Genomic DNA, 25,366 nt, shown 5'->3' with positions numbered 1-25,366 from the left:
CACCGGACGACGCTTGTTCTTGTCGCGGCTCCAGCGATTTTTCTCGTCAGGGGTCAGCTCCGGCACCTTGCGCGGTTCGAGGCCGGCCAGGGTCGACAGCTCGTCGATCTCGTCCTGGGTCATCTCGGTCCACTCGCCGGCCTTGGCCCGCTTGTCGAGGAAGATGTTGCCATAGCGCACGCGCTTCAACCGACTCACTGTCAGCCCCTGGGACTCCCACAGCCGGCGAACCTCACGGTTGCGCCCTTCCAGGATCACGACGTGGAACCAGGTATTGATGCCTTCACCACCGAACTCCTGCACGTCGGAAAAACGCGCCGGGCCATCCTCGAGCATCACGCCCTCGACCATGGCGACCACGTGCTCGCGCTTGACCTCGCCCATCACGCGTACCGCGTATTCGCGCTCGATCTGGTGGGAGGGATGCATCAGCCGGTTGGCCAGTTCGCCGTCGGTCGTGAACAGCAGCAGCCCGCTGGTATTGATATCCAGCCGGCCGATCGCGATCCAGCGCTCGCCTTTCAGTCGCGGCAACCGCTCGAACACGGTTCGCCGCCCCTCCGGATCCTTGCGCGTGCAAAGCTCGCCTTCCGGCTTGTTGTACATGATGACCCGGCGCGGGACTTCCTCGACCGCCCGCAGGTTGATCGGCCGATCGTCGAGTGCCACGCGATCACGCGAGCCGACCCGGTCACCCAGCTTGGCGACCTGACCGTTGACCTTGATCCGGCCGGCGCTGATCGCCGTTTCCATTTCCCGCCGTGAGCCATGGCCGGCACGCGCGAGCACTTTCTGCAGCTTTTCGGTATTGATGTCCGTCATGATGTTTCATTGCCTCATCGGCTCGAGGAGCCACCGGTGATCGCCTGCCAAAGGGCAACCCGATCGGTCGTGGTGACGCTCATGTGTCCGTGTCCGACTTGCCATCCGCCGGGGCGGAGTTCGACTCCGCTTCCTCGGCCTGACGCTGTCGGGCACGTTCGGCCAGTCGCGCTTCGAGCTCGGCAAAACTCGGCGACTCGCCGGGGGACGCCATCTCGGCGTGTTCGTCATTGTCGGAACCTTCCGACGTTGCCGATATATTTTCCGTATCATTCGATCCGTCATCGATATCCGCGCCGCCCTCGATACCCGCACTGAGGTCGCCCCCGATCGTCTCGTCATCGGAGGGCCCGGCATCCGATGCATCGCTGCCATCGGACACCTCGGGAAACGGCTCGGCCATGCCGGTTTCGAACGTTTCGAACGTTTCGAACGTCTTGAGCTCATGCATCGGCGGTAGCGAATCCAGCGTCTTCAGCCCCAGATCATCGAGGAAGGCCCGCGTGGTCGCATAGACCGCCGGCCGCCCCGGCACGTCGCGATGACCGACGACGCGAATCCAGCCGCGCTCCACCAGCGTGCGCATGATCGAGCTGCTGACCGCCACCCCGCGCACCTCTTCGATATCCCCGCGGGTGACCGGCTGGCGATAGGCGATCAGCGCCAGCGTCTCGAGCAGCGCCCGGGAATAGCGCTGCGGTTTTTCGTCCCACAGCCGCGATACCCAGGGTGAATAGCGCTGCCGGATACGCAACTGATAGCCCGATGCCGATTCGTTGAGCTCCAGCGCCCCGCCAGCTGTCAGCCGATCCGAAAGCTTGTTGAGCGACTCGCGAAGCGCCGCTCGCGAGGGCGGCTGCGCTGACTCGAAAAGCCCCTCGTCGAACAGCGTCTCGAGTCGCTCCAGCGATACCGGCTCGCCGGCGGCCAGCAGCACCGCTTCGAGAATGTCGTCCAGCATGGGGGTCACGTAGGGGTCGGTCAGGCGGTTCATGCCTTCGCCTCGTCGTCGCTGCCGGTCTCGAAGACACCCTCTGCTTCGCCGGGAGCGCCTTCGGTCTCGTCGACGATGCCCGCTTCCAGCGCCAGCCGCGCCCGCAGGTGAATCGGCGAGAGCGGCGCATTCTGCACGATTTCGATCATCGACTCACGCGCTAATTCGAGAATCGCCATGAAGGTCACGATGACCCCGGCACGCCCCTCGGAAAGCGCGAACAGCGCCTCGAACGGAGTGTAATGATCCGCGTTCAGCCGGGCCATGATCGCGAGCATTCGCTCGCGGGTCGAGAGTACTTCACGACTGATCCGGTGCGACTGACGCAGATCGGCCCGCTTGAGCATGCCGCCCAGCGCGCCCAGCAGATCGTTCAACGAGACATCCGGATGCACCACCCGCGATTCGAGCTGCGGCAGCGCCGCCTGGGCCGAGTGCCAGTCGCGTCCCATGCGCGGCAGCGCATCGAGCTCCTCGGCGGAAAGCTTGAGCTGCTCGTACGCCTGCAGGCGCCGGATCAGTTCGGCCCGCGGATCGGCTTCTTCATCCTCGTCGTCACCCTTGGGCGGGCGCGGCAGCAGCGAGCGCGACTTGATCTCGGCGAGCATCGCGGCCATCACCAGATACTCGCCGGCGAGATCGATCTCCATCGCCTGCATCAGATCCACGTACTCGACGTACTGGTGGGTGATCGCGGCGACATTGATGGCCAGGATGTCGAGATTCTGCCGCCGGATCAGATAGAGCAGCAGGTCGAGCGGCCCTTCGAAGGTCTCGAGAAAGACCTTGAGCGCTTCTGGCGGAATGTAGAGATCCTGCGGCAGCTCGGTCAGCCCTTCGCCATTGACCCGCGCCACGAACTCCAGCGGCAGCTGACCGGCAGGCGACGCCTCGGCGGCATCGGGTCGTTCGGATTCGATAACGCTCACGCCGCCTCCCTCTTTGTCGCGCGATGAAAAGCCGCTGCTGAATGAAAGGATGTCCAGTCTATCAAGCGTTGGCAGCGTGGCCTATCGGGAGGAGGCGATCGCTCTTTTCGGCGGCGTTGTCAGGCAAGATCGTCTTAGGCAGGCTGGCGCGCAAATCGGCGATAGGTAAATTCATCGTCTCGACTCGAATCGATGATCGCCAGCGTCTGGATCTCTTCGTGATAGGGCGAAAGTTCGCAGACCGGGTCCATCTGGGTGGCGTCGCCGGTCAACATCAGGGCCTGGCAGCGACAGCCGCCCCAGTCGATCTCGCGGCGCTCGCAGCCCTGGCAGGCGTCGGGCATCCAGTCGGTGCCGCGATAGGCGTTGAACGCGGGGCTGTGCTGCCAGATATCGCCCAGGGCGTGCTCGCCCACGTTCCAGAACTCGAGTCCGGGGATCGTCTCGGCGGCGTGGCAAGGCAGCACCTTGCCCGCGGGCGTGACGTTGAGCGACTGGCGGCCCCAGCCGTTCATGCACGGCTTGGGCAGCCGCGCGTAGTAATCCGGCACCACGGCGTCGATCACCAACTTGCCCTTGAGGCGCTCGCGGGCCGCCTCCACCAGATCGAGCGCCTCCATTACCTGTTCACGCGGCGGCATCAGCGCGCCACGGTTCTGAAGTGCCCAGCCGTAGTACTGCGCGTGAGCGATCTCGAGACGCCGCGCGCCCAGCGCCAGTGCCAGTTCGACCAGATCGGGAATCTGATGCAGGTTGACGCGATGGATCACGCTGTTGAGCGTCAACGGCAGCCCGACGTCGGTCACTTCCGCCGCAAAGGCCAGCTTCTTGTCGAAGGCCCCGGGGAGATTGGCGATATGATCGTTGACCTCGGCAGTCGCGCCCTGCACCGAGAGCTGCACGTGATCGAGCCCGGCATCCGCCAACGCTTCGAGCCGCGCCCGGCTGATATTGACGCCGGCGGTGATCAGGTTGGAGTAGAGGCCGTGCTCGGCACAGCTCGCCACCAGCGCTTCCAGATCCTGGCGCAGTGCCGGCTCGCCACCGGAAAGATGCACCTGCAGTACGCCAAGCTCGGCCGCCTCGGCAAAGACCCGCTGCCAGGTCCCGGTATCGAGCTCTTCGCGCTTGCGGCTCAATTCGACCGGATTGGAGCAGTACGGGCACTGCAGTGGGCAGCGGTGGGTCAGTTCCGCCAACATGCCGATGGGGGGTGGCTGCATCGAGGGCGACTGTCGCGCTTCCGGCTGAGTATTCATACCACTTCCAGGACGTTCTTGGTGATCAGATCGGCGAGCATCGCCCCCACGTCGACGAGTATGCGATCCCGCGGCGCGGCGAACGTCTGCGCAAGATCATCGACGATGGCGGCGACATCGCGCTCGCCATCGACGCGGGTGAGCACCTGCTGGGCGATGGGATCGAGCTGGAACACGCGTTCCGGCGCCAGCAGCACCCAGCCACCGCGGGCCTTGTCCTCGCGCAGCCGAACGCCGCGCGGGATCTTCACCACGTCGGATTCGTGAAGACCGGGCACGCCGCCGGTGTCGCCATTACTATCGGTATCGGCACTCATCGGGCATGCCTCCCGTGGTCATTCAGGCCGTCACTCGCGTAGCCACTCACGTAGCCACCCAGGCCGTCACCTTCGATTTCCTGCCCTTCGATGCCACTGCCCCAGGCGCCCGGCGGCACCTGGCCCGCTGCATTCGAGCCGGAACCGACATAGGCGTGTTGCAGCGCATCGAGCATCGCCCACAGCACGCTGCACTTGAAGCGCAGCGCATCGATCACCGCCTGCTGCTGGTCGGCGCGCTTGGCATGGCGTTTGACGTAGTCGAGCGCCATCTCGGCGTCGCGCGGCGCCTGGGTCAGACGCGGCTCGAAGTAGGAGAGCGTCTCGCGGGAGACGAAGTCGTAGTGTTCGAGCATGCCGCGCACGCGCTGGCCGATCACCATCGGCGAGAACAGCTCGGTCAGCGACGAGGCGATCGCCTCCAGCAGCGTCCGATCGCGCACGAAGTGGGTATAGGCTTCGACGGCAAAACGCGTCGCCGGCAGGATGCCGCGAGTCGAGACGACCAGCTCACGCGACAGGCCGAGGCCGTCGGTCAGCTTGAGCCAGCGCTCGATGCCGCCCTCGCCCGCCACTTCACCGTCGTGATCGACCAGTCGCGAACGCCAGGTTCGGCGCAGGTCAGGATCGTCGAGCCTGGCCATCAAGGAAGCATCCTTGATCGGAATCATCGCCTGATAATAGTAGCGGTTGAGCGCCCAGGCCTGGACCTGACGCTTGTCGAGCTCACCGTTCTGGAGCATCAACTGGAACGGATGACGATGATGGTAGCGGGTCTCGCCGACCTCGCGCAGGCGCGCTTCCAGCGCTTCGATGCTCAGCGGTTCGACGAGATCGGGATGGTTTTCGAAATTCAGCAAGAGAGCTCCATGCCGTCATGGGCGATGTCCCAGCCGGCGCGTTCGGCCGCCTGACGCTCGGGAGAATCCGCGATCAACACCGGATTGGTGTTGTTGATATGGACGAAGACACGCCTGCCCAGCGAGAGCTCGGCCAGCGCCGCGATGCTGCCCTCGGCGCCGGACATCGACATGTGGCCCATGCGCTGGCCCGTCTTGTGGCCGACGCCCGCGCGTACCATTTCGTCGTCGCGCCACAGGGTGCCGTCGAACAGCAGCAGGTCGGCACCTTCGAGACGCGCAGCGAGTGTCGGCGTCATCGCGGCGCAGCCGGGGATATAGTAGGCGCGCTTGTCGCCGCTGATCAGTTCGACGCCGACGGTACTCTCGCCTTCGACACCGATCTCGACCCGGTCGCCCTCCAGAAAGAGCGCGGTCTTGCCCGGCACCGCGAACAGCCGAGCCTGCAGGCCGTCGAGCAGCGTGAAGGGTTGATCCAGGGCGATCGATTCACGACTGACATGATCGGGGTTCAGCACATCGAAGATCGGGCTGCCACGCAGCACATCCTGGATCATCGGCGTCGCCAGCAGCCGAAACGGCGAGCTTTCGCGGAGATTGAGCAGCCCGCCAATATGATCGACGTCGGCATTGGTCAGCAGCACGCTGGCGATCGGTGTGTGCCGTCGGCCCTCGCGCGGATGCAATGCCGGCGTCTGTTGAATCTGTTTGAGAATATCGGGCGCGCAGTTGATCAGCGCCCAGTTTTCGCCGTCGACACTGACGGCAATCGAGGATTGGGTTCGCGGCGTCACGCGCGGATCGCCTTCCCAGACCAGGCGGCACACCTCGCAGCGGCAGTTCCACTGAGGCGAACCGCCACCGGCGGCCGCCCCCAGTACGCGCAGCTGCAGAGCAGCGCCGCCGCGCGTGTCTTGCTGTTGGCTCAAAATTCAGCGGGCATGTAGTCGTTGATTTCCATGCCGACGCAGATTTCCTTCACTTCCGGGGTCGTCCAGCTCATGGGGAGCTCCTTGATCTTCGGTTTGGGGTGAGCGCTCGAACGAGCGGCACTTCATTCTAGTCAAAGGGCGCGATTGGCCCAATGCTTTTATTAGCAAGAAAACGATTCTACCCTTCGGCGCCTGCCGTGTCCGCCGTGCGATAACGCCCGACATAGTCGAACAGCTTCTCGTCGACCCGCCAGTGACGCCCGGTCTTGCGGCCGATGACGAAGTCCGGCGCGCGCAGACGCGCCGCTTCGGCAGCCGCCTCCTCGGCCGAGCCTGGCCGCCAGCCGCTGCCCGGAGCGCGCAGATGCTGGCGTAGAAAGACGCGTGCAAAGACATGCTGCTGAGCGGGCGTGTCGAGCCCGAACCATTCATCCAGCGTCTCGCCGTCTTCATCATGGTAGGTCACCTTGAGCCGCGGCACCCCGCGCCCGTTGGTGGTCGCCTCGAGCTGCATGCCACTGACCCGCAGGACCTTGGCGTGACGCAGCTTGAGCGCATCGCGCAACTTGTCGTCCGGGTCGACCAGGCGCTCGCCGCAGTGGCCGCAGGCGCGTGCGGCGATATCGTTCTCGCCGCCGCACTGCTCGCACACCTTGAAACGAAAGCGAAAGGTGCACTGGCTTCCCCCCTCCAGCCCCTGACAGCGCCGACCGTGATGTTCGATCACGAAGTCGCCGTCGCGCTTGCCCCAAAAGATATTGGCGAAGCCGCATTCGGGGCATTCGACCTGCACCGGTTCGCTTTCGCCGTCCGGGCGCGCCTGGGCAATCTCCGGCGCGTAGAGCTCCCAGGGGTTGCCGGCGTAGTCGAGAATCAGGCAGTCGCGCTTGCCTGGCGAGAGCCGCAGGCCGCGCCCCACGATCTGCTGATAGAGCCCCACCGATTCCGTTGGGCGCAGAATGGCGATCACATCCACGTGGGGCGCATCGAAACCGGTCGTCAATACCGCCACGTTGACCAGATACTTGAGCTCGCGGGCCTTGAACGTCGTGATCAGGCGCTCCCGCTCCGGCCCCGGCGTCGCCCCGGTCACCAGCGCGCTTTCCCCTGAAGGCAACAGCCCCAGCACCTCCTCGGCGTGAGCCACCGTCGCCGCGAAGATCATCACCCCCTCTCGGTCCCGGGCACGTTCGATCACGTCGTGAATGATCTGTGGCGTGGCACGATTGCCTCGAACGACGCCGTCGAGATCGCGCTCGGCAAACTGGCCGTTGCGCTGTGGGGTCAGGCGCGAGAAGTCGTAGAAGGCCATGGCCCCGTCGATGCGCCGGGGTTCGGCGAGATAGCCCTGGCGCACCATCACGCGCAGCGGCTGCTCGAACACGCAATCGCGAAAGAACGCCGCCTCCGGCCCTTTCACCATGCCGTGGTAGTGGCGGTGATAGAGAAAGCCCTCGCCAAGCCGATACGGCGTTGCCGTCAGTCCCAGCACCTTGAGGTTGGGCCGCGCCTGGCGCAGTCGCGCGATCACCTTTTCGTAGGTGGAGACGGTCCGCTGACCCGCTTTTCCCGACGCTGCCGCATGGCGCTCCGAACCGCCCTCTCGAGTGAACGTGACCCGGTGGCACTCGTCGATCACCAGCAGCGTGAACTCGCCGGTGGCGAAATCGTCCAGACCGTTGACCACCGACTGCACCGAACCGAACACCACCTGGCGACCGCTCTCCTTGCGGCCCAGGCCGGCGCTGAAGATATCCGCCTCCAACCCATAGGCGAGGTACTTGGCATGGTTCTGCTCGACCAGTTCGCGCACGTGGGCCAGCACCAGTACCCGGCCACGGGCACGCCGCGCCAGCTCGGCGATGACCAGAGATTTACCGCTCCCGGTCGGCAACACGACCACGGCCGGGTCGTCGCTGCCACGAAAGTGCGCGATGACGTTATCGACGGCTTGCGTCTGGTAGGGCCGCAACTGGGGAGCGTGGGAGAAGGGGGCGTCGTTGACCATGGCGGCAGATTATATACGTCCATCCACCCCGATGCTTACAGCGACGCCCCCGCACACACGGTCAACGTCTGCCCCGTGATCGAGCGCGCGTCACGGGAGATCAGGAACTCGATAGCGGCGGCAATCTCGTCAGGCGCAATGAAATGCCCCATTGGCGGCGCTTGAGGCGGCACGCCAGTTCGAGCCGGATCATTGAGCATCGGCGTGTCCGTCGGCCCCGGGGCCACCAGATTGACCGTCACGCCTTGGCCCACCAACTCCATCGCCCATGAGCGCACCAGCCCCTGTTGCGCCGCCTTGGATGCCGAGTAAGCGCTTTTCCCCCTCGCGCCCTGCTGTGTTCGGCTGCCCACGAGGATGATCCTCGACAGCGGGTGTCGCTGTGCCATCAGCCTGTCGACCAGGCGCGAGGGCGCCTCCACGTGCAGCCGCCACATCGTCTGCGCTTGTGCTGGATTCAGCGCCCCCAGATAGGCCGTATGCATGAAGCCGGCAGCATGGACCAGGGCTTCGATGGCCAGATCCTCGACCAGCCACGCCATCCCATCATCGGAATCCAGCAGATCCGCCGGGCACCATCGAAATCCAGCGGTCTCGATGGGTGGCGGCCGCCGACTGATGCCGATCAACTCATGGCCTTGATGGAGCAGTCGACGGGTCGTTGCCAAGCCAATACCTGAACTGCAGCCGGAGATCAGAATGCGCATGTCGGTCAAACACCTCGGCAAAAATGGAAGAATCAATCATACTCGATCACCATGCCGAAGCCGTTAGACCAAAGCACTATCTTTTATTTTTCATTTAAAAACATAGAATTATAGACAAAATGACTAACAGCTAGACCTTGGTATAAGCTTGTCTTTCTTGCGAAAAAAGATCGAACTGATCAGATTTGTCGCCACCAAAAAGATCGAATCAATCAGATGCTGGAGGCGGCATTCATGTCACAACGCTCAGTCACCGCACAGGCGATTCCGCCCGCGCCGCAAGCCGAAGGCAGCTCCGAGCCCCTGCTACCTCGCACGGCAGGCGAATACATTCGCTGCATCGGCCCTGGACTTGTCCTGGCCATGGCTTTTCTGGGCACCGGGGATCTGGTCAGTTCCACCGTATCGGGCGCCAACTACGGCTATGCCCTGATGTGGACACTGGTCGTCGCGCTCTTTGCGCGCTACTGCATGATCTCGGCCATCGCCAAGTACAAGCTCGAGAACCGCTTTGGCGACACGTCGGTCCTGCAAGGCTTTCAACGCGTCTGGCGAGGATTCCCGATGTTCTTCGGGGTGGCGATTTTCTTCTACGCCATCATCATCCAGATGAGTTTCCTACGCGCCTGCGCGGTCGCGCTCTACCATCTTGGCGGTGGTATCGGGACGACTACCTGGGGTTACTTCATCGGTGGCGCCATCGTCGTGGTACTGACCATCGTGATGCTGTCGAGAAGTAACGCCTACCAGTGGCTGGAGTGGACGGCACGAATCGCATCGGTGGTCATCATCGTGACCTTCATCGGCGCGATCGCCGCGACCGGGCATATCGATCTGGTGGAAATGGTCAAGGGGCTGACCTTCTCGATCCCGGCCAACAACGGTCCCTTCGACGCCATTTTCATCGCCGTCGCGACGATCGGCACCATCGGTGGCTCGGCACTCAATCTGCTCTACCCTTACTTCATGGATGAACGCGGCTGGAACGGCCCCCGGTATCGTCGTCTACAGCAGTTCGACCTGCTGGCGGGCATGTTGCCGCTGCTGATCATCAATGTCCTGTTCTGGATCGTCGCAGCGGAAACCATCCGCGGTACCGGCATGACCGTCTCCAACGAGAACGACCTGGCGACCATGATGGAAATGGCCGTCGGCCCGCTCGGCCCGCCGCTGCTGTGGATTAGCCTGTTCCTCGCGGCGTTCTCCAGCTTCCCGGCCAACGCTCGCGGTTTCGCCAACCTGATGTTCAACGGCCTGCATCTGGCGACCAAACGCGGCAAGTCCTTTGCCAAGCCCGTGGACGATCCCTGGTACAACCGCGTGCTGATCGCTGCCTTCATCGTCGTGCCGCTGTTCATCTGCATGCCGCAGGCACCCAACCTGGTCTATCTGAGTGTCTTCGGCACCAGCGTGATCACGGCGATTCTGTTGCCGCCGATTCTCTATGGCGTGCTACGCATGACCAGCTCGCGTCGGTTCATGCTGGACGAGCACGTCAACCGCTGGTGGCAGACGCTGATTCTGATGGTGCTGTCGTTGATCGGCCTGTGGTCGCTTTACGCCATCGTCGACAATCTCATCAAGGCAATTGGCCAGTTGAGCTGATTGGGAAACAACGAGGAAATTTCATGAGCAACGAATTCCAGGGCATCGTGCCTGCCATGATCAACCCGCTGGACGAGCACGAGGAGATCGACGAGCCAGGTCTGCGTGATTTGACCGAGACCCTGATCAACAAGGGCGTCCACGGGCTCTTCGCATTGGGCACCAACGGTGAATTCTTTTCGCTCACCGATGATGAAAAAGTGCGCGTCGCCTCGATCGTCAAGGACCAGGCCGCGGGGCGCGTACCGGTCTTCGCCGGCACCGGTGGCTATACCACGCGTGGCGTGATCGCACTCAACCGCCGGATGGAAGAGGTCGGCGTCGATGGCCTGTCGATCATCACGCCCTATTTCAACGGCGCCACCCAGGCCGAGCTGATCACCCATTACGAGCGCATCGCCGAGGCCACCGACCTGCCGATCCTGCTCTACACCATTCCGGCCAAGGCGGGCGTGACGCTGACCATACCCAGCGTGGCGACGCTCTCTGAAATACCCAATATCCGCGCGATCAAGGATAGCGGCGGCGACTTCGACCGCCTGGTGCAGCTAATCCGCCTGCGCCGCGACGACTTCGCCGTCTTCACCGGCACCGACTCGATGATCCTGTGGACGCTGATGGCTGGCGGCGACGGTGCCGTTGCCGCGACCACCAATGCCGTGCCCGATGTCGTGATGACGATCTGGAACGCCTGGCAGGCCGGCGATTTCGAGACCGCTCGCGAAGCTCAGGAGAAGCTCCGCCCCCTGCGCAACGCCTTTGCGCTGGGCACCATGCCGAGCGTGCTGAAGACGGCCGCCGGTCTTCTCGGCATGCCGGCCGGCCCGGCCCGCTCACCGGTGCAGGCACTGGAGCCGGAAGCGCTGGAGAAGCTCAAGCAGGCCATCAAGGTCTACGACCGTGTCGAACGCTGAGCCCGCACCGAATGACGAGTCCACCGGCGTCGAGACGATACCAACGCGCCTGCTGATCCTCGCCGATGACCTGACCGGCACCGCGGACTCGGCCATTGGCTGTGCCCGGGCGGGGCTGGAGACGACCGTGGCCCTGGACGCCGAGGACATCGTCGGCACCGAGGCCGTGGCCATCGACATGGATTCTCGCGGCCGCACGCCCGGCGAGGCCGCCGACCGTCACCGCAAGGCACTAGCGGCCTGGCGTGGCCGCCACCACTATCTTTACAAGAAAGTGGATTCGACCCTGCGCGGCAACGTCGCCGCCGAGATCGCGAGCCTGGTGGACGTTGCCGGCATGGCGATCGTCGCCCCCGCCTATCCGGCCACCGGTCGCACCACGCGTGACGGTCGTAAATGGCTCCATGGCCGGCCGGTGGAAGAGACGGAGGTCTGGACCAACGAAGGCATTACCGGCCAGGCCGATCTGGTGGCGATGCTTCGGGGGACGGCGCTGCGCACCGGCCATCTCGATCTCGTCGCGCTCAACGGCCGCGAGGAGGATGTCGTCGCCACACTACGCGAGCAGCAGCGGCTGGGCGTCCAGGCCGTGGTCTGCGATGCCGAGACGGACAGCGACCTCCGCCGTCTCGCGGCGCTCAGCGCCAGGCTGGAAAATGTCTTCTGGGTCGGTTCCGCCGGTCTTGGCGAGAGGCTTCCCGAGGCGCTGAAACTCGTCGGAAGCGTGACCGGTCAACCGGCGCCGCGTACGCGTACGCGTACGCGTCCGACGCTGATCGTCATCGGCAGCATGAGCGGTATCTCTCATGCCCAGGCCGATGCGCTTGTCGGCCATGCCAATGGGCTGGAGGTCATCGAGATCGAAGCCGCCACGCTGCGTCCGCCGGCCCCGCAGAGCGCCGTGACGGCACTGAATCGGCGTGTCGCCGGGTCGCTCGCCGAGGGGCGGGACGTGATGGTACGCCTGCGTCAGAGCGAGGATCGCGATGCCGCCGAAGGGCCCCAGCTCAGCCTCGCGCTGGGCAGGCTGTTGGCTCCCCACCTGGGCACTGTCGATCGCCTGATTGCCACGGGCGGCGCTACCGCCAGGGCGCTGCTGATCGCCGCCGACATCACCGAACTCGTGCTGCTGGACGCCCCCGATACCGGTATGGCACGGCTGCGCTGCCAGCTTGGGCAGCGCCAACTGGAGGTCGTGACCAAGGCCGGCGGTTTCGGCGATACCCACGCCTTTCAACGGGTCTGGAACGACAGGCCCATCGCTACTGCTTCTTCGTCCACACCTTCGCCCACACATTCGCCCACACATTCGCCCACACATTCGCCCAACCCAAGGACACTGTCATGAGCGAACGTCCCGTCATTGGTATCACCATGGGCGATGCCGCCGGCATCGGCCCCGAAGTCATCGTCCGCGCGCTCGCCCACGACGCGGTTCACGATATCTGCTGCCCGCTGGTCATCGGTGACGCCGGACGCCTGCGCAAGGCAATGGCCATCGTCGGTTCGAAGCTCGAGCTACACACCGTCGAATCCCCCAGTGAAGCGCGCTTCGAACGCGGCACGCTGGAGTGTATCGATCTCGGCCTCATTCCGGACGATCTCCCCTGGGGTGCCGTCTCCAGCGTCGCCGGCGATGCCGCCTACCAGTACATCGCCAGAACCGTGGAGCTGATCGAGTCCGGCGAGCTGAACGCGATCTGCACCGCCCCGCTCAACAAGGAAGCGCTGCACGCCGGCGGCCATCTGTTTCCCGGCCATACCGAACTCCTGGCCCACCTCACCGGCACCGATGAGGTCTCGATGATGCTGGTGACACCGAAAATGAAGGTGATACATGTCACTACCCATATCGGCATCATCGACGCCATCGCACGCATCGAGCCCGGCCTGGTGACTCGCACGATCGAACGTGCCCACGAAACGCTGGCGCGTGCCGGACAGCACGATCCGCGCATCGCGGTCTGCGGTATCAATCCGCATGCCGGCGAGAACGGTCTGTTCGGTTATGGCGAAGAGGAGGAAAAGATCGTCCCGGCGATCAAGGCGTTGCGCGAGCGCGGCTGGAACGTCGAAGGCCCTCTGCCCGCCGACACGCTGTTCTTCCGTGCCGGCCGCGGAGACTTCGACTGCGTGGTGGCGATGTATCACGACCAGGGCCATGGCCCGGTCAAGGTGATGGGCCTGGAAGCCGGCGTCAACGTCACCGTCGGCCTGCCGGTAGTACGTACCTCGGTCGATCACGGCACCGCCTTTGACATCGCCGGCAAGGGTATCGCCGACGAACGCAGCCTGATCGAGGCGCTGCGTCAGGCGGTCGAACTGGCGAGCCACCGGAAGCCGAAGGCGGCGTGAGCCGTAAACACGACAAATCTTATCGAGCACATAGGAGACAGACATGCCGACCATCGGTTTTGCAGGACTGGGACTCATGGGAGCCGGCATCGCCGGCAATATCCTGAAAGGTGGCTATCCTCTCGAAGTTCTGGCGCACCGTAACCGTCAACCCATCGACGACCTGGTCGCCAAAGGGGCCACCGAGGCGAGAGACGCCGCTCAGCTTGGCGCCGATTGTGACATCGTCTTCCTTTGCGTGACCGGCGCACCCCAGGTAGAGGCGCTGATCGAAGGGGAAGCGGGCATCCGCGCCGGCGCCAAACGGGCGGGTCGTGATGCGCTCGTCATCATCGACTGTTCGACTTCGGAGCCGACGGTCACGCGCAGGCTCGCCGAATCGCTGGCAGCGGAGGGGTTCGACTTGATCGACGCGCCGCTCGGCGGCACGCCGACCCAGGCCACGGCCGGCGAACTACAGGCGATCGTGGGCGCGGATGATGGCGTGCTGGAACGCGTAAGGCCGGTCCTCGAGACCTGGACGTCGAAGATCATCCACGTCGGCCCGGTCGGCGCCGGTCATACCATGAAACTGCTCAACAATTTCCTCGCCATGGGCTATGGCGCGATCTTTGCAGAAGCGCTCACCATCGGTGCCAAGGCTGGCATCACGCCGCAGACGTTCGATAGCGTTATCCGGGGATCGCGCATGGACAGCGGTTTCTACCGCACCTTTTTCCAGTACGTCCTCGAGCGCGATCGTGACGCCCACCGCTTCACCTTGAGCAATGCCCACAAGGACACGCGCTATCTGGCCTCGCTGGCCGAGGCGATGAACGTGGAGGCCGGTGTCGCCAAGGCGGTCCGCGATCTCTATGCCAGCGCCGAATCCCAGGGCGACGGTGAAAAATTCGTGCCCGAACTGTCGGATATCGTCGCATCCCGCCATCACCTGTCACTGGCTTGATCTTTCCACTCGATGCCAAGGAGCGACCATGACGACCGTAAGTGAAGTCACTTTTGATGGCGAGCTGCGCCCCGCCTTGGGGGATTCGGCACGACTGAATGCACTGCTGCCCTCCCCCTGCGTCCAGAATCACGCTGCCAATCTTCACGTTCTCCCCTCGGGCGAGCTGCTCTGCGTGTGGTTCGGCGGGACTCAGGAAGGCATCCCGGACATTTCGATCTATCTCTCGCGTCTGCCGACCGATGGCGAGCGCTGGAGCGAGCCGGTCAAGCTGTCCGATGACGACACGCGGTCCGAGCAGAACCCGATTCTGTTCGACGCCGGCGATGGCGAGCTCTGGCTGCTCTACACCGCCCAGCTATCGGGGCACCAGAACACTTCGATCGTGCGTCGACGCATCTCTGTCGATGAAGGAAAAAGCTGGGGGCCGGTCGAGACGCTGTTCGATCGCCCCGGCACTTTCGTTCGTCATCCGCCGGTGATCCTCGATAACGGTGACTGGATATGCCCGGTCTTCTATTGTCGTACGCAGCCGGGTGAACGCTGGGTCGGCAACGATGACATCAGTGCCGTGCTGGTTTCCAGCGACCGTGGTCGCCGTTGGGAGGAGCATGAGGTGCCCGACAGCGTCGGTTGCGTCCATATGAACGTGATCGAACTCGAGGCCGGCGAACTCGTGGCCTTCTACCGAAGCCGCTGGGCGGACAATATCTACCTCAGCCGTTCCCACGACGGTCGCCATTGGAGCGCTCCGGAAAAAACGACGCTTCCCAACAACAACTCATCGATCCAGAGCATTCGATTGGCAAACGGCACGCTGGCCATGGTTTACAACCATATCAATGCCGACGGCGTCACGGAGAGGAGAACGTCACTCTACGACGATATCGAAGATAGCGAATCTCACGGTGAGCTAAGAGACCAGGATGCGATCCATGGCAAGAGCGCGTTCTGGGGCGTACCTCGCGCGCCAATGAGCCTGGCTCTTTCACGGGATGGCGGCAAAACCTGGACACGACGCCGGGACCTGGAAGTCGGCGACGGCTACTGCATGACCAATGACTCGGCGACGCGGGCAAACCGGGAATATTCCTATCCATCGATCGTCCAGAGTGCCGACAACGCCTTGCACATTGCCTTTACGCGATTTCGGCAGTGCATTCAGTACAGTCGAGTCACGCTGGACTGGATCGAGGGTTGAAACCGGGATCCCGGTCACAGGGAGGGCGCTATGGCATACTATCGTTGATGTTCAGGAGTCTGTTATGAAAGTCGCCAAACGCCGCCATGACATGCTGGAAGCCGTCCATGCCGGCATCACCAGTATCGAGGCTCTCTGCCGCCACTTCGGCATCTCCGAAGCGACCGCCCGGCGCGATCTGGGCGCGCTTTCCGACCAGGGCCTGCTGGTGCGCACCTATTGTGGGGCGGCAGCCCACATCGGCCATCGCGAACCGGAGCTGACGCTGGAGCAGCGACGCACGCGCCAGGGCGACGTCAAGGCGCGCCTGGCGGACTGCGCGCTGGGTTGCATCGAAGACAACGACACCGTGCTGCTGGATGGCGGCACCACCACAGCGGCGCTGGCCGCCAGGCTCGGCGAGCGACGCGGCCTTCACGTGGTCACCAACAACCTGGCCGCCCTGCCCTGGCTGACACAGCTGCCGGAGGGACACACCACCGTGCTCGGCGGCGACCTGCGCGCCTCGAGCATGACCGCGTACGGTCCGCTGGCGCACGCGGCCCTGTCACGCCTGACGGTCGACCGACTGTTTCTCAGTGCCGACGGTGTCACCGAGCTGGGGCTGTGCGAAGCCAGCCCGGAACAGGCGTGGCTTAAGGAAGCGATGATCTCCCGGGCGGCGGAGGTCTACGTCATGGCCGACGCCACCAAGCTGGGTCGCGCGAGCCAGCAGCACTGGACCCCGTTCCCCCATCAATGGACGCTGATCACCGATGCCTCGGACGAACGCCTGGAGTCGTTCAGAGCCCTCGGCGCCACGGTCAGACATCCGGCAGCGACCGAAACCTGACCGCCTTGGCGCCCTGCCTTACAATGGGGGTCATGGCGCCACCGCGCCCACGACATGACTCTGCCCGGAGCGCTTTCATGCAGGCTGATACTTCCCACCCCTCCCCCACGCCACTCGAACGTTACATCGAGCAGCTGCGCGCCATGGAAATCGACATCGAGGCGATGGACGCGCAGGCCGCACGCATCCGTCAGGATCAGCTGGAATTCGTGCTGGTCGTCGCCACCGACGAGCCCGCGTTCTTCCAATTGATGCTGCCCGGCGTGTGGCAGGCTGCTCCTGCCACCCATCGCACGCTGCTGCTGGAAACCGCCAACGATGTGATGAACACGCTGAAAGCCGCCAAGCTGGTGGTGCACAACGAAGCCGTGCACGTCAGCGTGGAGCAGTTCGTCGAGGGGCCGGATCAGGGCGTGGCGCTGATTCCCGGACTGCTGGAACTGCTCAAGAGCGCCGTTGCCGAATTCCAGGAACGTCTCGGCATGGGCGAGGCACCACGCGTACACTGAGGTCAGTAAAGACGCGCTGGCGGCAACCGCTCCGCAGCCCGTTCCCACGACCGTTTCGACATCGATAAGGGAGATCATCATGGCCGATGCCACCCACTTCGTGGTCATTGCCGAATTTCAGATCAAGCCGGGCCAGATGCCGGCCTTTCTCGCGCTGGCGCACAACGACGCCAGTGAATCCCTGACCAACGAGGAAGGCTGCCTGGCATTCGACGTGCTGACCCCGGAGGGCAACGAGGATGTCGTCGTGCTTCATGAGGTCTATCGCGATCGTGCTGCCTTCGAGCACCACATGCAGATGCCGCACTACCCGCCGTTCAAGGCAGGCACCGCGCCGCTGATCGACGGCGAACCCTCGGTCCGTTTCTTCCATACTGCCAGGCGTCCCGAATAGACCCGCCGAGAACTGCGTCCCGCGGCATCCGCTAGCCGGGGGATGCCGCCCGCGGCTAAACTCGGCGCTCCATCAGTTCAATCGGACGCCGCTGCATGCCCCCGAACATCCCGCAGGTTACCTTCGGCCCCACGCCGCTCTCCATCGAATCCGTCATCGCGCTGAGCGAGCGCCGTGCCGAATCGACACTCGAGGCGGATCCGCAATGGCGAGCGCGGATCGACCGGGGTGCGTCGGTGGTCGACGGCCTGCTGGATCGCGAGGGGCAGATCTACGGTATCACTACCGGCTACGGCGACTCCTGCGTCACCGCGATTCCGCTCTCTCAGGTCGAGGCGCTGCCGCGCCAGCTGTACACGTTCCATGGCTGCGGGCTGGGTCGCTTTCTCGAACCCGAGGCGGCACGCGCGGTGCTCGTCGCTCGCCTGCAGTCGCTGTGCCAGGGAGTTTCCGGCGTGCGCTTCGCGCTGCTCGAGCGTCTTCACGCCTGCCTGCGGGAAGACCTGCTGCCGCGCATTCCCGAAGAGGGCTCGGTCGGGGCCAGCGGTGACCTGACGCCGCTCTCCTACGTGGCGGCGATGCTGTGCGGCGAACGCGAAGTGATCTGGCGAGGCGAGGTCCGGATGGCAGCCGACGCGCATGCCGAGCTCGGCTGGGAACCGCTAAGGCTGCGCCCCAAGGAGCCCCTGGCGCTGATGAACGGCACCGCGGTGATGACCGCGCTGGCCTGCCAGGCCTTCGGCCGGGCCGAATACCTGCTGAAGCTCGCCACCCGTATCACCGCGCTCAACGTGATCGCCCTGCGCGGCAATTCCAACCATTTCGAAGCCCGGCTGTTCGCGGCCAAACCGCATCCGGGTCAGTCGCGCATCGCGGCGTGGCTGCGCCAAGACCTGGAAAGCGAGAAGTCCGATAGCGATGACCTGCCATCGCGGCAGCGCCTGCAGGATCGCTATTCGTTGCGCTGCGCGCCGCACGTGCTGGGCGTGCTGGCCGACAGCCTCGGCTGGCTGCGGGGGTTCATCGAAACCGAGCTCAACAGCGCCAACGACAACCCGTTGATCGACCCGGATGCGGGAGATGTCATGCACGGCGGTCACTTCTACGGCGGCCATATCGCCTTCGCCATGGATAGCCTCAAGACACTGACCGCCAATGTCGCCGACCTGCTCGACCGCCAGCTCGCGCTACTGGTCGACAGCCGCTACAACCACGGCCTGCCGAGCAACCTCTCCGGCGCACCGGCCGAGCGCGCGATGATCAATCACGGCTTCAAGGCGGTACAGATCGGCGCCTCCGCCTGGGCCGCCGAAGCGCTCAAGGGCACCATGCCGGCGAGCGTCTTCTCCCGCTCCACCGAGTGCCACAACCAGGACAAGGTCAGCATGGGCACCATCGCCGCCCGCGATGCCCTGCGCGTGCTCGAACTCACCGAACAGGTCGCCGCCGCCGCCCTGCTCGCCGGGCTCCAGGGCGTCCATCTGCGCGGCGATCCTCTGCCCACCCCGCTTGCCGCCATGGTCGAAACGCTGCGCGAAGATTTCGCCCCGGTGGCCGAGGACCGCGCGCTGGATGGCGAGCTCAGGCTCTGTCTTGAGCGAATACGGGCGCGGTATTGGGCGCTTTATTCGGAAATCTGAAAGGTGGTCACGACAAGTTCAGCAAGGACACTACTGCCTACGGTCCTACCACCCTATCGCACGGTCTGAAGAGAGGACTTAACGCTCGCCCTCTCTTCGCTCTCCCTCTTTCTCGCGCCCGAAATCGCGAAACCCTGGCAGATCGTCGGCTACGCTTCGGGTCGGCGCGTACGGACATCCTGTCCTGACGCGCCTCTTTCGACATCCATGTCGAAAGACCCGGCTAACCGTCGATCCGCCAGCGCGCTCTCGAAGGCGCTGGCGGATATAACGATCCATAGCGACATCCTCATAAAAAAACCGGCTTGCCCCAAGGTTATAAACCCCAGGACAAGCCGGTTTTCGTCATGACGCCGGTTCCAGTGTCAGTCGACCCTCACATCAATCAACCCACACGCGGGCATTGCGGAACATCCGCATCCACGCGCCATCCTGCGTCCACGCCGACGGGCGCCAGGAATTGGTCACCGCGCGGGCGACGCGTTCGGGGTGCGGCATCATGATGGTGACGCGCCCGTTCGGCGTGGTCAGGCCGGTGATACCGGCCGGCGAGCCGTTGGGATTGGCCGGATAACGGCTAGTGACCTGGCCTTCGTTGTCGATGTAGCGCATCGCGATCTGGCCGCTGTTCTGCATGCTGCGCAGATGGCCGCTGTCCTCGAACAGCGCCTGGCCCTCGCCGTGGGCGACGGCGATCGGCAGGGTCGAACCGGCCATGCCGGCCAGCAGGATCGACGGGCTCTCCTCGACCTGGACCATCGACACACGCGCCTCGAACTGCTCCGAGCCGTTGCGCACGAAGCGCGGCCAGCGCTCGGCGCCGGGGATCAACTCTTTCAGCTGCGAGAACATCTGACAGCCGTTGCAGACGCCAAGGCCGAAGGTGTCCTCGCGAGCGAAGAAGGCCGCGAACTGATCGCGAGCGCGGGGGTTGTAGAGCGCCGACTTGGCCCAGCCGCCGCCGGCGCCGAGCACATCGCCGTAGGAGAAGCCGCCGCAGCCGACCAGCCCTTTCATCTCCTCCAGACCGACGCGACCGGCAAGAATGTCGCTCATGTGGACGTCGACCGCCTCGAAGCCGGCGTGATCGAAGGCCGCGGCCATCTCCATGTGACCGTTGACGCCCTGCTCGCGCAGGATCGCCACCCGCGGGCGTACGCCACGTTGAATGTACGGCGCCGCGACATCCTCGTCGACATCGAAGGTCGGATTGGCCGAAAGGCCCGGGTCACGCAGGTTGAGCAGGCCGTCGAACTCGCTCTTGGCAGCCTCGGGATTATCACGCAGCGCCTGCATTCGATAGCTGGTTTCCGACCAGATGCGCTGCGTCATGGCGCGGGTGGTTTCCAGCAGCGGCTCTTCGAACAGCGTCACGCGGATCTGGTCGTCGTAGCGCGGCCGGGCGATCACGCCGCAGGTCTCGATGCCGGCGGCGGCAAACTGCGCCAGCACGAACTCGGTCTCCTGACGGTTGACCTGAATCACCGCGCCAAGCTCTTCGGCGAACAGGGCGTCGACCGCGCCGACGGCATCGTCGGTGAGCCAGTCGAGCTTGATCTCGAGCCCGCCGCGGCCGGCAAAGGCCATCTCCAGCAGCGTCACGATCAGGCCGCCGTCGCTGCGGTCATGGTAGGCGAGCAGCTTGCCGTCGGCGTTGAGCCCCTGAATGACGCTGAAGAACGCCGCCAGGTCTTCGGCCTCGTCGAGATCCGGGCAGACGTTGCCGACCTGGCCATAGACCTGGGCCAGGGCCGAGCCGCCGAGACGGTTCTGGCCACGACCGAGATCGATCAGGATCAAATCGCTTTCGTCCTGATCGAGCCGTAGCTGCGGCGTCAGCGTTCTCAGCGCATCGGTGACCGGCGCGAAACCGGTGATGTTCAGCGTCAGCGGCGCGGTAATGCTCTTCTCGTCGCGGCGATCGCCCTCTTCGACCTGCCAGGCCGTGCGCATGGACATCGAGTCCTTGCCCACCGGCACGGCGATACCCAGCGCCGGGCACAGCTCCATGCCCACCGCGTGGACGGCGTCATACAGCGCCTGATTCTCGCCGGCATGATCGGCAGCGCTCATCCAGTTGGCAGAGAGCTTGATGTCGGAAAGCGCCGCGATCGGTGCCGCGGCCAGGTTGGTGATCGCCTCGGCCACGGCCAGCCTCGCGCTGGCGGCAGGATCGATCAGTGCCACCGGCGGACGCTCGCCCATCGCCATCGCTTCACCCGCGTGGGTGTCGTAGCTCGACGTGGTCACCGCGCAGTCGGCGACAGGCACCTGCCACGGGCCGACCATCTGGTCGCGCGCGACCATCCCGGTGATCGAACGATCGCCGATGGTGATCAGGAAACTCTTGGACGCCACCGTGGGCAGACGCAGCACCCGATCCAGCGCTTCGCGCAGATCGAGGTTGTCGAGTCCCAGCCCCGGCAGGTTAAGCGTGTGGCGCTCGAAACCGCGCTGCATCTTGGGCGGCTTGCCGAACAGCACGCTCATCGGCAGATCGACCGGATCGGCCTCGAAATGACCATCGCGCACGGCCAGATGGTGTGCCTCGGTGGCCTCGCCGACAACGGCGTAGGGGCAGCGCTCGCGGGTACACAGTGCATCGAAGACATCGAGCTGTTGCGGTGTCACCGCCAGCACGTAGCGCTCCTGGGCCTCGTTGCACCAGATTTCCAGCGGGCTCATGCCCGGTTCGACGTTGGGCACCGCGCGCAGATCGAACAGGCCGCCGCGGCCGCCGTCCTTGACCAGTTCCGGCAACGCGTTGGAGAGGCCGCCTGCACCGACGTCATGGATGAAGGCGATGGGGTTGTCGTCACCCAGCGCCCAGCAGCGATCGATCACTTCCTGGGCGCGGCGCTCGATCTCGGGGTTGTCGCGCTGCACAGAAGCGAAGTCGAGATCCTCGCTGGAGGCACCGGACGCCATCGACGAGGCGGCGCCGCCGCCCAGGCCGATCAGCATCGCCGGGCCACCCATCACGATCAGCTTGGCGCCAACCGGAATCTCGCCCTTGAGCACATGACCGTCACGGACATTGCCGTAACCGCCGGCCAGCATCACCGGCTTGTGATAGCCGCGACGCTCGATCCCGTCGGCGCCCACCGCATCAAGCTCGAAGGTGCGGAAGAAGCCGTTGAGATTGGGCCGGCCGAACTCGTTGTTGAACGCCGCGCCGCCGATCGGACCCTCGAGCATGATGTCGAGTGCCGACTGAATCCGCTCGGGCTTGCCGTAGTCGAACGCTTCCCACGGCTGCACGAACTCGGGAATCCGCAGATTGGAGACGGCGAAACCGGTCAGGCCCGCCTTGGGCTTGCCGCCACGCCCCGTCGCGCCCTCGTCACGGATCTCGCCGCCGGCACCGGTCGCTGCGCCCGGATGCGGCGCGATCGCCGTCGGATGATTGTGGGTCTCCACCTTCATCAGGATATGGATCGGTTCCTGAGTCGCGCCATAGACCTGGGTCTGTGGCGCGGGGAAGAACCGCCCCGCCGTCGGCCCTTCGATGATCGCGGCATTGTCGCTGTAGGCCGAGAGCACCTTGTCGCCGGACTGCTCGAAGGTGTTCTTGATCATCTTGAACAGCGAATGGGTCTGCGGCTCGCCGTCGATCACCCAGTCGGCATTGAAGATCTTGTGACGGCAGTGCTCGGAGTTGGCCTGGGCGAACATCATCAGCTCGACGTCGGTCGGATTGCGGCCCAGTTCCCGGAAGGCGTCGACCAGATAGTCGATCTCGTCGTCGGCCAGCGCCAGCCCCAGCTGATCATTGGCGTCCGCCAGCGCCGGGCGCCCGCCGCCCAGCACATCCACCGTCGCCAGCGGTGTCGGCTGGTGGTGCGAGAACAGCTTGGCCGCATCGCTCGAATCGAATAGCACCGTTTCCGTCATCCGATCGTGCAGGCGCGCCACCAGAGCATCGTAGGCCTCGGCGGCCGGCGCACTTTTCAACGTCACGCGGTAGGCGATGCCTCGCTCGAGACGCGCGACCTGCTCGAGCCCGCAGTTATGGGCGATGTCGGTGGCCTTGGAGGACCACGGCGAGATCGTGCCGACACGCGGCACGACCAGAAACAGATGGCCGTCGGCGGGTGCACCCTGGTCGGCGTCGACGCCATGGCCTTCATGGTTTTGGAAACCATGGCTTTGAGAACCACGGTTTTGAAAACCATCGCTTTGAAAACCATAGTCCAGCAGCCGATCCAGCACCTGGCGTGCCTGGTCATCGAGTTCGTCATGATGGTCGACGAAGTGAACATAGTGCGCCTTGAGAGACTCGACTTCGGGAACGACAGCGCGAAGATCGGCGAGCAGTTTGGCGTGACGGAATGCAGATAGCGCGGGAGCGCCTTGCAATTCGAGCATGGCGTGAAAAGCCTCCAGGACGGTCGAGGATCGCATCTGTCTGTTGCGAGACGGGGCAGCGATGCCGGGATCAGGGCGACATGATACTGGAAAGCGGCGGCGCTCGCTAAGGCAACGCATCGATCGGCAACAGACGTGACGGAGCCGCGAATCCATGGCACCAGCCCGCCGGCGCCGATGCCGTCGAAGTCCCGCGAACAGCGGCCCGTAGCAGACTAGCCAATAGATGACAGCGAGACGGCGGCCGGCTATGGTGTGCCGTCACGCTGTCACCGATCCCATTGCATGTCCAAGCTCCTGACACGTCTGCGACTCGCGCTGACGGTGCTGCTGACGCTGGCGACCCTCCTTTGTCCCGCTCAGCTGGCGCTGCGTTACAGCGACGGGCTCGACCCGATTCGCAAGCGCGATTTCCTGCAGGTCGCGACTCGCAATGGCCCCATCACCTTCTATGCAGGCGGGCATGGGCCGACCGGCTTCGAATACGAGCTGATGCGGCGTTTCGCACACTCGCTCGGTGTCAGCCTGGCAGTCGACAGTGATACCCGTATCGGTGGCGTCCTCGACGACGTCCGCAGCGGCAAGGCGGACATGGGCGCCGCCGCGCTGTCGCTCGACCCGGCTCAACCGGGCATTCGCTACAGCCAACCGATCCTGACGTTGCAACCGCTGGTGGTCTATCGCCGCGGGCTGCCACCGGTGCGCACTCTGGATGACCTGGTGGGGCTTCGAATCGGTGTCATCGCCGACTCCGGCAATGCCGAGGCGCTGCGCACGCAGCAGCAGAACCTGCCGGGGCTGGGCTGGCGCGAAGCGGACGGATTGACCATCGCCGATCTGCTGGAAATGGTCGAGCGCGACGATCTCGACGCCGCCGTCGTCTACACCCACCAGTTCAAGCTCAATCGCCTGTTTTTCCCCAACGTCGAGCGGGGCTTCGCGCTCGGCGAGCCGATGAGTCTGGCTTGGGCCTTCGCTGCCAATCAGCCGATCGATCTGCTCGACGCCGCCAACGAGTTTCTCCAGTCGCAACGCCGCCACGGCAGACTGGACGAGCTCATCGGTCGATACTTCGGCCACGACGATTACCTCGAGTACGTCGGTGCCCGGTTGTTCATCCGCCATGTCGGCACGCGTCTGCCGCGTTTCTTGCCTTACTTCAAGGAAGCCGCGCGCGAAACCGGTTTCGACTGGCGACTGCTGGCAGCGCTGGGCTTCCAGGAATCGCACTGGAAACCCGATGCCGAATCACCGACCGGCGTTCGTGGACTGATGATGCTGACACGTCCGACCGCCAGGGAGATCGGTATCGATAATCGCCTGGATCCGCGCCAGAGCGTCGACGGCGGCGCGCGGTATCTACTTCAGGTCAAACAGCGCCTCTCCGAGGACATTCCCGAGCCGGATCGGACCTGGATGGCACTTGCCGCCTACAACGTCGGACTCGGACACCTGTTCGATGCCCAGGAGATCGCACAGCTGCGCGGCGGCGATCCCGACCGCTGGGCAGACGTTCGCGAAGCGCTGCCGCTGCTGCAGGAACGGGAATGGTACTCGCGGGTACACCACGGTTACGCTCGCGGCGGGGAACCGGTAATCTACGTGCGTAACGTGCGTCGATACTACGAGATCCTCAAGTACGTCAATCGCAGTCAGCAGCAGTTCAATCAGTTGGGTGAGCGCGCACTGGACGGGAGCACCGCTCCCCTCGAGACCGTCGCTCCTCTGCTGTAATCGGGTTGTCGTTGGGCTGCCGTTGGCGGTTGCGGTGGAG

At 64.4% G+C, this 25,366-nt stretch carries 22 protein-coding genes; 11 read left to right on the top strand and 11 right to left on the bottom strand.

Annotated elements, in window-relative coordinates:
- From rluB to BTW07_RS06210, 10 genes are all read right to left on the bottom strand, one after another.
- Nucleotides 1-822: 23S rRNA pseudouridine(2605) synthase RluB (gene rluB, locus BTW07_RS06255; protein WP_075569294.1), on the bottom strand; the 822-nt coding region annotated here is incomplete at its 3' end.
- 79 nt (nucleotides 823-901) lie between these two features.
- On the bottom strand, nucleotides 902-1,816 hold the full coding sequence (gene scpB / locus BTW07_RS06250) for an SMC-Scp complex subunit ScpB (protein WP_075569293.1): 915 nt from the start codon (nucleotides 1,814-1,816) through the stop codon (nucleotides 902-904).
- Complete coding sequence (locus BTW07_RS06245) at nucleotides 1,813-2,745, bottom strand: segregation and condensation protein A (protein WP_083941579.1); 933 nt, start codon at nucleotides 2,743-2,745, stop codon at nucleotides 1,813-1,815. Before BTW07_RS06245 ends, scpB begins: the two co-directional genes overlap by 4 nt.
- 134 nt (nucleotides 2,746-2,879) lie before the next feature.
- Nucleotides 2,880-4,004 (bottom strand): pyrroloquinoline quinone biosynthesis protein PqqE, encoded by a 1,125-nt coding sequence (gene pqqE / locus BTW07_RS06240; protein ID WP_075569292.1) that lies wholly within the window; start codon nucleotides 4,002-4,004, stop codon nucleotides 2,880-2,882.
- On the bottom strand, nucleotides 4,001-4,321 hold the full coding sequence (gene pqqD, locus BTW07_RS06235; RefSeq protein WP_075569291.1) for a pyrroloquinoline quinone biosynthesis peptide chaperone PqqD: 321 nt from the start codon (nucleotides 4,319-4,321) through the stop codon (nucleotides 4,001-4,003). Before pqqD ends, pqqE begins: the two co-directional genes overlap by 4 nt.
- Nucleotides 4,318-5,181 carry a pyrroloquinoline-quinone synthase PqqC gene (gene pqqC, locus BTW07_RS06230; protein ID WP_244158315.1) on the bottom strand — a complete coding sequence of 288 codons (864 nt, stop codon included), beginning with the start codon at nucleotides 5,179-5,181 and terminating at the stop codon, nucleotides 4,318-4,320. The genes pqqD and pqqC overlap by 4 nt, the downstream gene beginning before the upstream one ends.
- A complete protein-coding gene (gene pqqB, locus BTW07_RS06225) occupies nucleotides 5,175-6,110 on the bottom strand; it encodes a pyrroloquinoline quinone biosynthesis protein PqqB (RefSeq protein WP_244158314.1) in 936 nt (311 codons plus the stop codon). Before pqqB ends, pqqC begins: the two co-directional genes overlap by 7 nt.
- Nucleotides 6,107-6,184, bottom strand: a complete 78-nt coding sequence (gene pqqA / locus BTW07_RS20315; RefSeq protein WP_075569317.1) for a pyrroloquinoline quinone precursor peptide PqqA — start codon at nucleotides 6,182-6,184, stop codon at nucleotides 6,107-6,109. The genes pqqB and pqqA overlap by 4 nt, the downstream gene beginning before the upstream one ends.
- Nucleotides 6,185-6,291: 107 nt before the next feature.
- Nucleotides 6,292-8,121 carry a DNA repair helicase RadD gene (gene radD / locus BTW07_RS06215; RefSeq protein WP_075569290.1) on the bottom strand — a complete coding sequence of 610 codons (1,830 nt, stop codon included), beginning with the start codon at nucleotides 8,119-8,121 and terminating at the stop codon, nucleotides 6,292-6,294.
- A gap of 35 nt (nucleotides 8,122-8,156) precedes the next feature.
- Nucleotides 8,157-8,828: an SDR family NAD(P)-dependent oxidoreductase gene (locus BTW07_RS06210; RefSeq protein ID WP_198651156.1), complete on the bottom strand. Its 672-nt coding sequence runs from the start codon at nucleotides 8,826-8,828 to the stop codon at nucleotides 8,157-8,159.
- Between the two features lie 234 nt (nucleotides 8,829-9,062).
- Here BTW07_RS06210 and BTW07_RS06205 point away from each other — a divergent pair, with 234 nt between their 5' ends.
- The 10 genes from BTW07_RS06205 (at nucleotide 9,063) to BTW07_RS06160 (ending at nucleotide 19,224) form a co-directional block, all read left to right on the top strand.
- The gene (locus tag BTW07_RS06205; RefSeq protein WP_157958520.1) at nucleotides 9,063-10,433 is read left to right on the top strand and encodes an Nramp family divalent metal transporter; all 1,371 of its coding nucleotides are present in this window, start codon (nucleotides 9,063-9,065) and stop codon (nucleotides 10,431-10,433) included.
- Between the two features lie 23 nt (nucleotides 10,434-10,456).
- The gene (dapA, locus tag BTW07_RS06200; protein WP_075569288.1) at nucleotides 10,457-11,347 is read left to right on the top strand and encodes a 4-hydroxy-tetrahydrodipicolinate synthase; all 891 of its coding nucleotides are present in this window, start codon (nucleotides 10,457-10,459) and stop codon (nucleotides 11,345-11,347) included.
- Nucleotides 11,334-12,695: a four-carbon acid sugar kinase family protein gene (locus BTW07_RS06195; RefSeq protein ID WP_075569287.1), complete on the top strand. Its 1,362-nt coding sequence runs from the start codon at nucleotides 11,334-11,336 to the stop codon at nucleotides 12,693-12,695. The genes dapA and BTW07_RS06195 overlap by 14 nt, the downstream gene beginning before the upstream one ends.
- The gene (pdxA, locus tag BTW07_RS06190; RefSeq protein ID WP_075569286.1) at nucleotides 12,692-13,702 is read left to right on the top strand and encodes a 4-hydroxythreonine-4-phosphate dehydrogenase PdxA; all 1,011 of its coding nucleotides are present in this window, start codon (nucleotides 12,692-12,694) and stop codon (nucleotides 13,700-13,702) included. Before BTW07_RS06195 ends, pdxA begins: the two co-directional genes overlap by 4 nt.
- Nucleotides 13,703-13,745: 43 nt before the next feature.
- Nucleotides 13,746-14,648, top strand: coding sequence for an NAD(P)-dependent oxidoreductase (locus BTW07_RS06185; RefSeq protein WP_075569285.1), 903 nt, complete (start codon nucleotides 13,746-13,748; stop codon nucleotides 14,646-14,648).
- A 28-nt stretch (nucleotides 14,649-14,676) separates the two neighbouring features.
- A complete protein-coding gene (locus BTW07_RS06180; protein WP_075569284.1) occupies nucleotides 14,677-15,849 on the top strand; it encodes a sialidase family protein in 1,173 nt (390 codons plus the stop codon).
- A 64-nt stretch (nucleotides 15,850-15,913) separates the two neighbouring features.
- Nucleotides 15,914-16,681 (top strand): DeoR/GlpR family DNA-binding transcription regulator, encoded by a 768-nt coding sequence (locus tag BTW07_RS06175; RefSeq protein ID WP_075569283.1) that lies wholly within the window; start codon nucleotides 15,914-15,916, stop codon nucleotides 16,679-16,681.
- A gap of 77 nt (nucleotides 16,682-16,758) precedes the next feature.
- Nucleotides 16,759-17,190 carry a hypothetical protein gene (locus BTW07_RS06170; protein WP_075569282.1) on the top strand — a complete coding sequence of 144 codons (432 nt, stop codon included), beginning with the start codon at nucleotides 16,759-16,761 and terminating at the stop codon, nucleotides 17,188-17,190.
- A gap of 79 nt (nucleotides 17,191-17,269) precedes the next feature.
- On the top strand, nucleotides 17,270-17,584 hold the full coding sequence (locus tag BTW07_RS06165) for a putative quinol monooxygenase (RefSeq protein ID WP_075569281.1): 315 nt from the start codon (nucleotides 17,270-17,272) through the stop codon (nucleotides 17,582-17,584).
- A gap of 95 nt (nucleotides 17,585-17,679) precedes the next feature.
- Entirely contained in the window at nucleotides 17,680-19,224 is a 1,545-nt protein-coding gene (locus BTW07_RS06160) for an HAL/PAL/TAL family ammonia-lyase (protein ID WP_075569280.1), read from the top strand.
- A 381-nt stretch (nucleotides 19,225-19,605) separates the two neighbouring features.
- Here BTW07_RS06160 and purL read toward each other — a convergent pair whose 3' ends face one another.
- Nucleotides 19,606-23,592: a phosphoribosylformylglycinamidine synthase gene (gene purL, locus BTW07_RS06155; protein ID WP_075569279.1), complete on the bottom strand. Its 3,987-nt coding sequence runs from the start codon at nucleotides 23,590-23,592 to the stop codon at nucleotides 19,606-19,608.
- A 285-nt stretch (nucleotides 23,593-23,877) separates the two neighbouring features.
- Between purL and mltF the strand changes: the two genes are divergently transcribed.
- The gene (gene mltF / locus BTW07_RS06150) at nucleotides 23,878-25,326 is read left to right on the top strand and encodes a membrane-bound lytic murein transglycosylase MltF (protein WP_075569278.1); all 1,449 of its coding nucleotides are present in this window, start codon (nucleotides 23,878-23,880) and stop codon (nucleotides 25,324-25,326) included.
- The last annotated feature ends 40 nt before the right edge of the window (nucleotides 25,327-25,366 follow it).

The organism is Salinicola socius, assembly GCF_001937195.1.
GTDB classification, from domain to species: domain Bacteria; phylum Pseudomonadota; class Gammaproteobacteria; order Pseudomonadales; family Halomonadaceae; genus Salinicola; species Salinicola socius.
This window is presented reverse-complemented; position numbering and strand designations above follow the sequence as displayed.

Excerpts from the sequence above, each read along its gene's own strand:
- scpB (WP_075569293.1), bottom strand. The coding sequence starts at position 1,816 with ATGAACCGCCTGACCGACCCCTACGTGACCCCCATGCTGGACGACATT.
- pqqE (WP_075569292.1), bottom strand. The coding sequence starts at position 4,004 with ATGAATACTCAGCCGGAAGCGCGACAGTCGCCCTCGATGCAGCCACCC.
- pqqD (WP_075569291.1), bottom strand. The coding sequence starts at position 4,321 with ATGAGTGCCGATACCGATAGTAATGGCGACACCGGCGGCGTGCCCGGT.
- pqqA (WP_075569317.1), bottom strand. The coding sequence starts at position 6,184 with ATGAGCTGGACGACCCCGGAAGTGAAGGAAATCTGCGTCGGCATGGAA.
- radD (WP_075569290.1), bottom strand. The coding sequence starts at position 8,121 with ATGGTCAACGACGCCCCCTTCTCCCACGCTCCCCAGTTGCGGCCCTAC.
- BTW07_RS06210 (WP_198651156.1), bottom strand. The coding sequence starts at position 8,828 with ATGCGCATTCTGATCTCCGGCTGCAGTTCAGGTATTGGCTTGGCAACG.
- BTW07_RS06205 (WP_157958520.1), top strand. The coding sequence starts at position 9,063 with ATGTCACAACGCTCAGTCACCGCACAGGCGATTCCGCCCGCGCCGCAA.
- dapA (WP_075569288.1), top strand. The coding sequence starts at position 10,457 with ATGAGCAACGAATTCCAGGGCATCGTGCCTGCCATGATCAACCCGCTG.
- pdxA (WP_075569286.1), top strand. The coding sequence starts at position 12,692 with ATGAGCGAACGTCCCGTCATTGGTATCACCATGGGCGATGCCGCCGGC.
- BTW07_RS06185 (WP_075569285.1), top strand. The coding sequence starts at position 13,746 with ATGCCGACCATCGGTTTTGCAGGACTGGGACTCATGGGAGCCGGCATC.
- BTW07_RS06180 (WP_075569284.1), top strand. The coding sequence starts at position 14,677 with ATGACGACCGTAAGTGAAGTCACTTTTGATGGCGAGCTGCGCCCCGCC.
- BTW07_RS06175 (WP_075569283.1), top strand. The coding sequence starts at position 15,914 with ATGAAAGTCGCCAAACGCCGCCATGACATGCTGGAAGCCGTCCATGCC.
- BTW07_RS06170 (WP_075569282.1), top strand. The coding sequence starts at position 16,759 with ATGCAGGCTGATACTTCCCACCCCTCCCCCACGCCACTCGAACGTTAC.
- BTW07_RS06165 (WP_075569281.1), top strand. The coding sequence starts at position 17,270 with ATGGCCGATGCCACCCACTTCGTGGTCATTGCCGAATTTCAGATCAAG.
- BTW07_RS06160 (WP_075569280.1), top strand. The coding sequence starts at position 17,680 with ATGCCCCCGAACATCCCGCAGGTTACCTTCGGCCCCACGCCGCTCTCC.
- purL (WP_075569279.1), bottom strand. The coding sequence starts at position 23,592 with ATGCTCGAATTGCAAGGCGCTCCCGCGCTATCTGCATTCCGTCACGCC.
- mltF (WP_075569278.1), top strand. The coding sequence starts at position 23,878 with ATGTCCAAGCTCCTGACACGTCTGCGACTCGCGCTGACGGTGCTGCTG.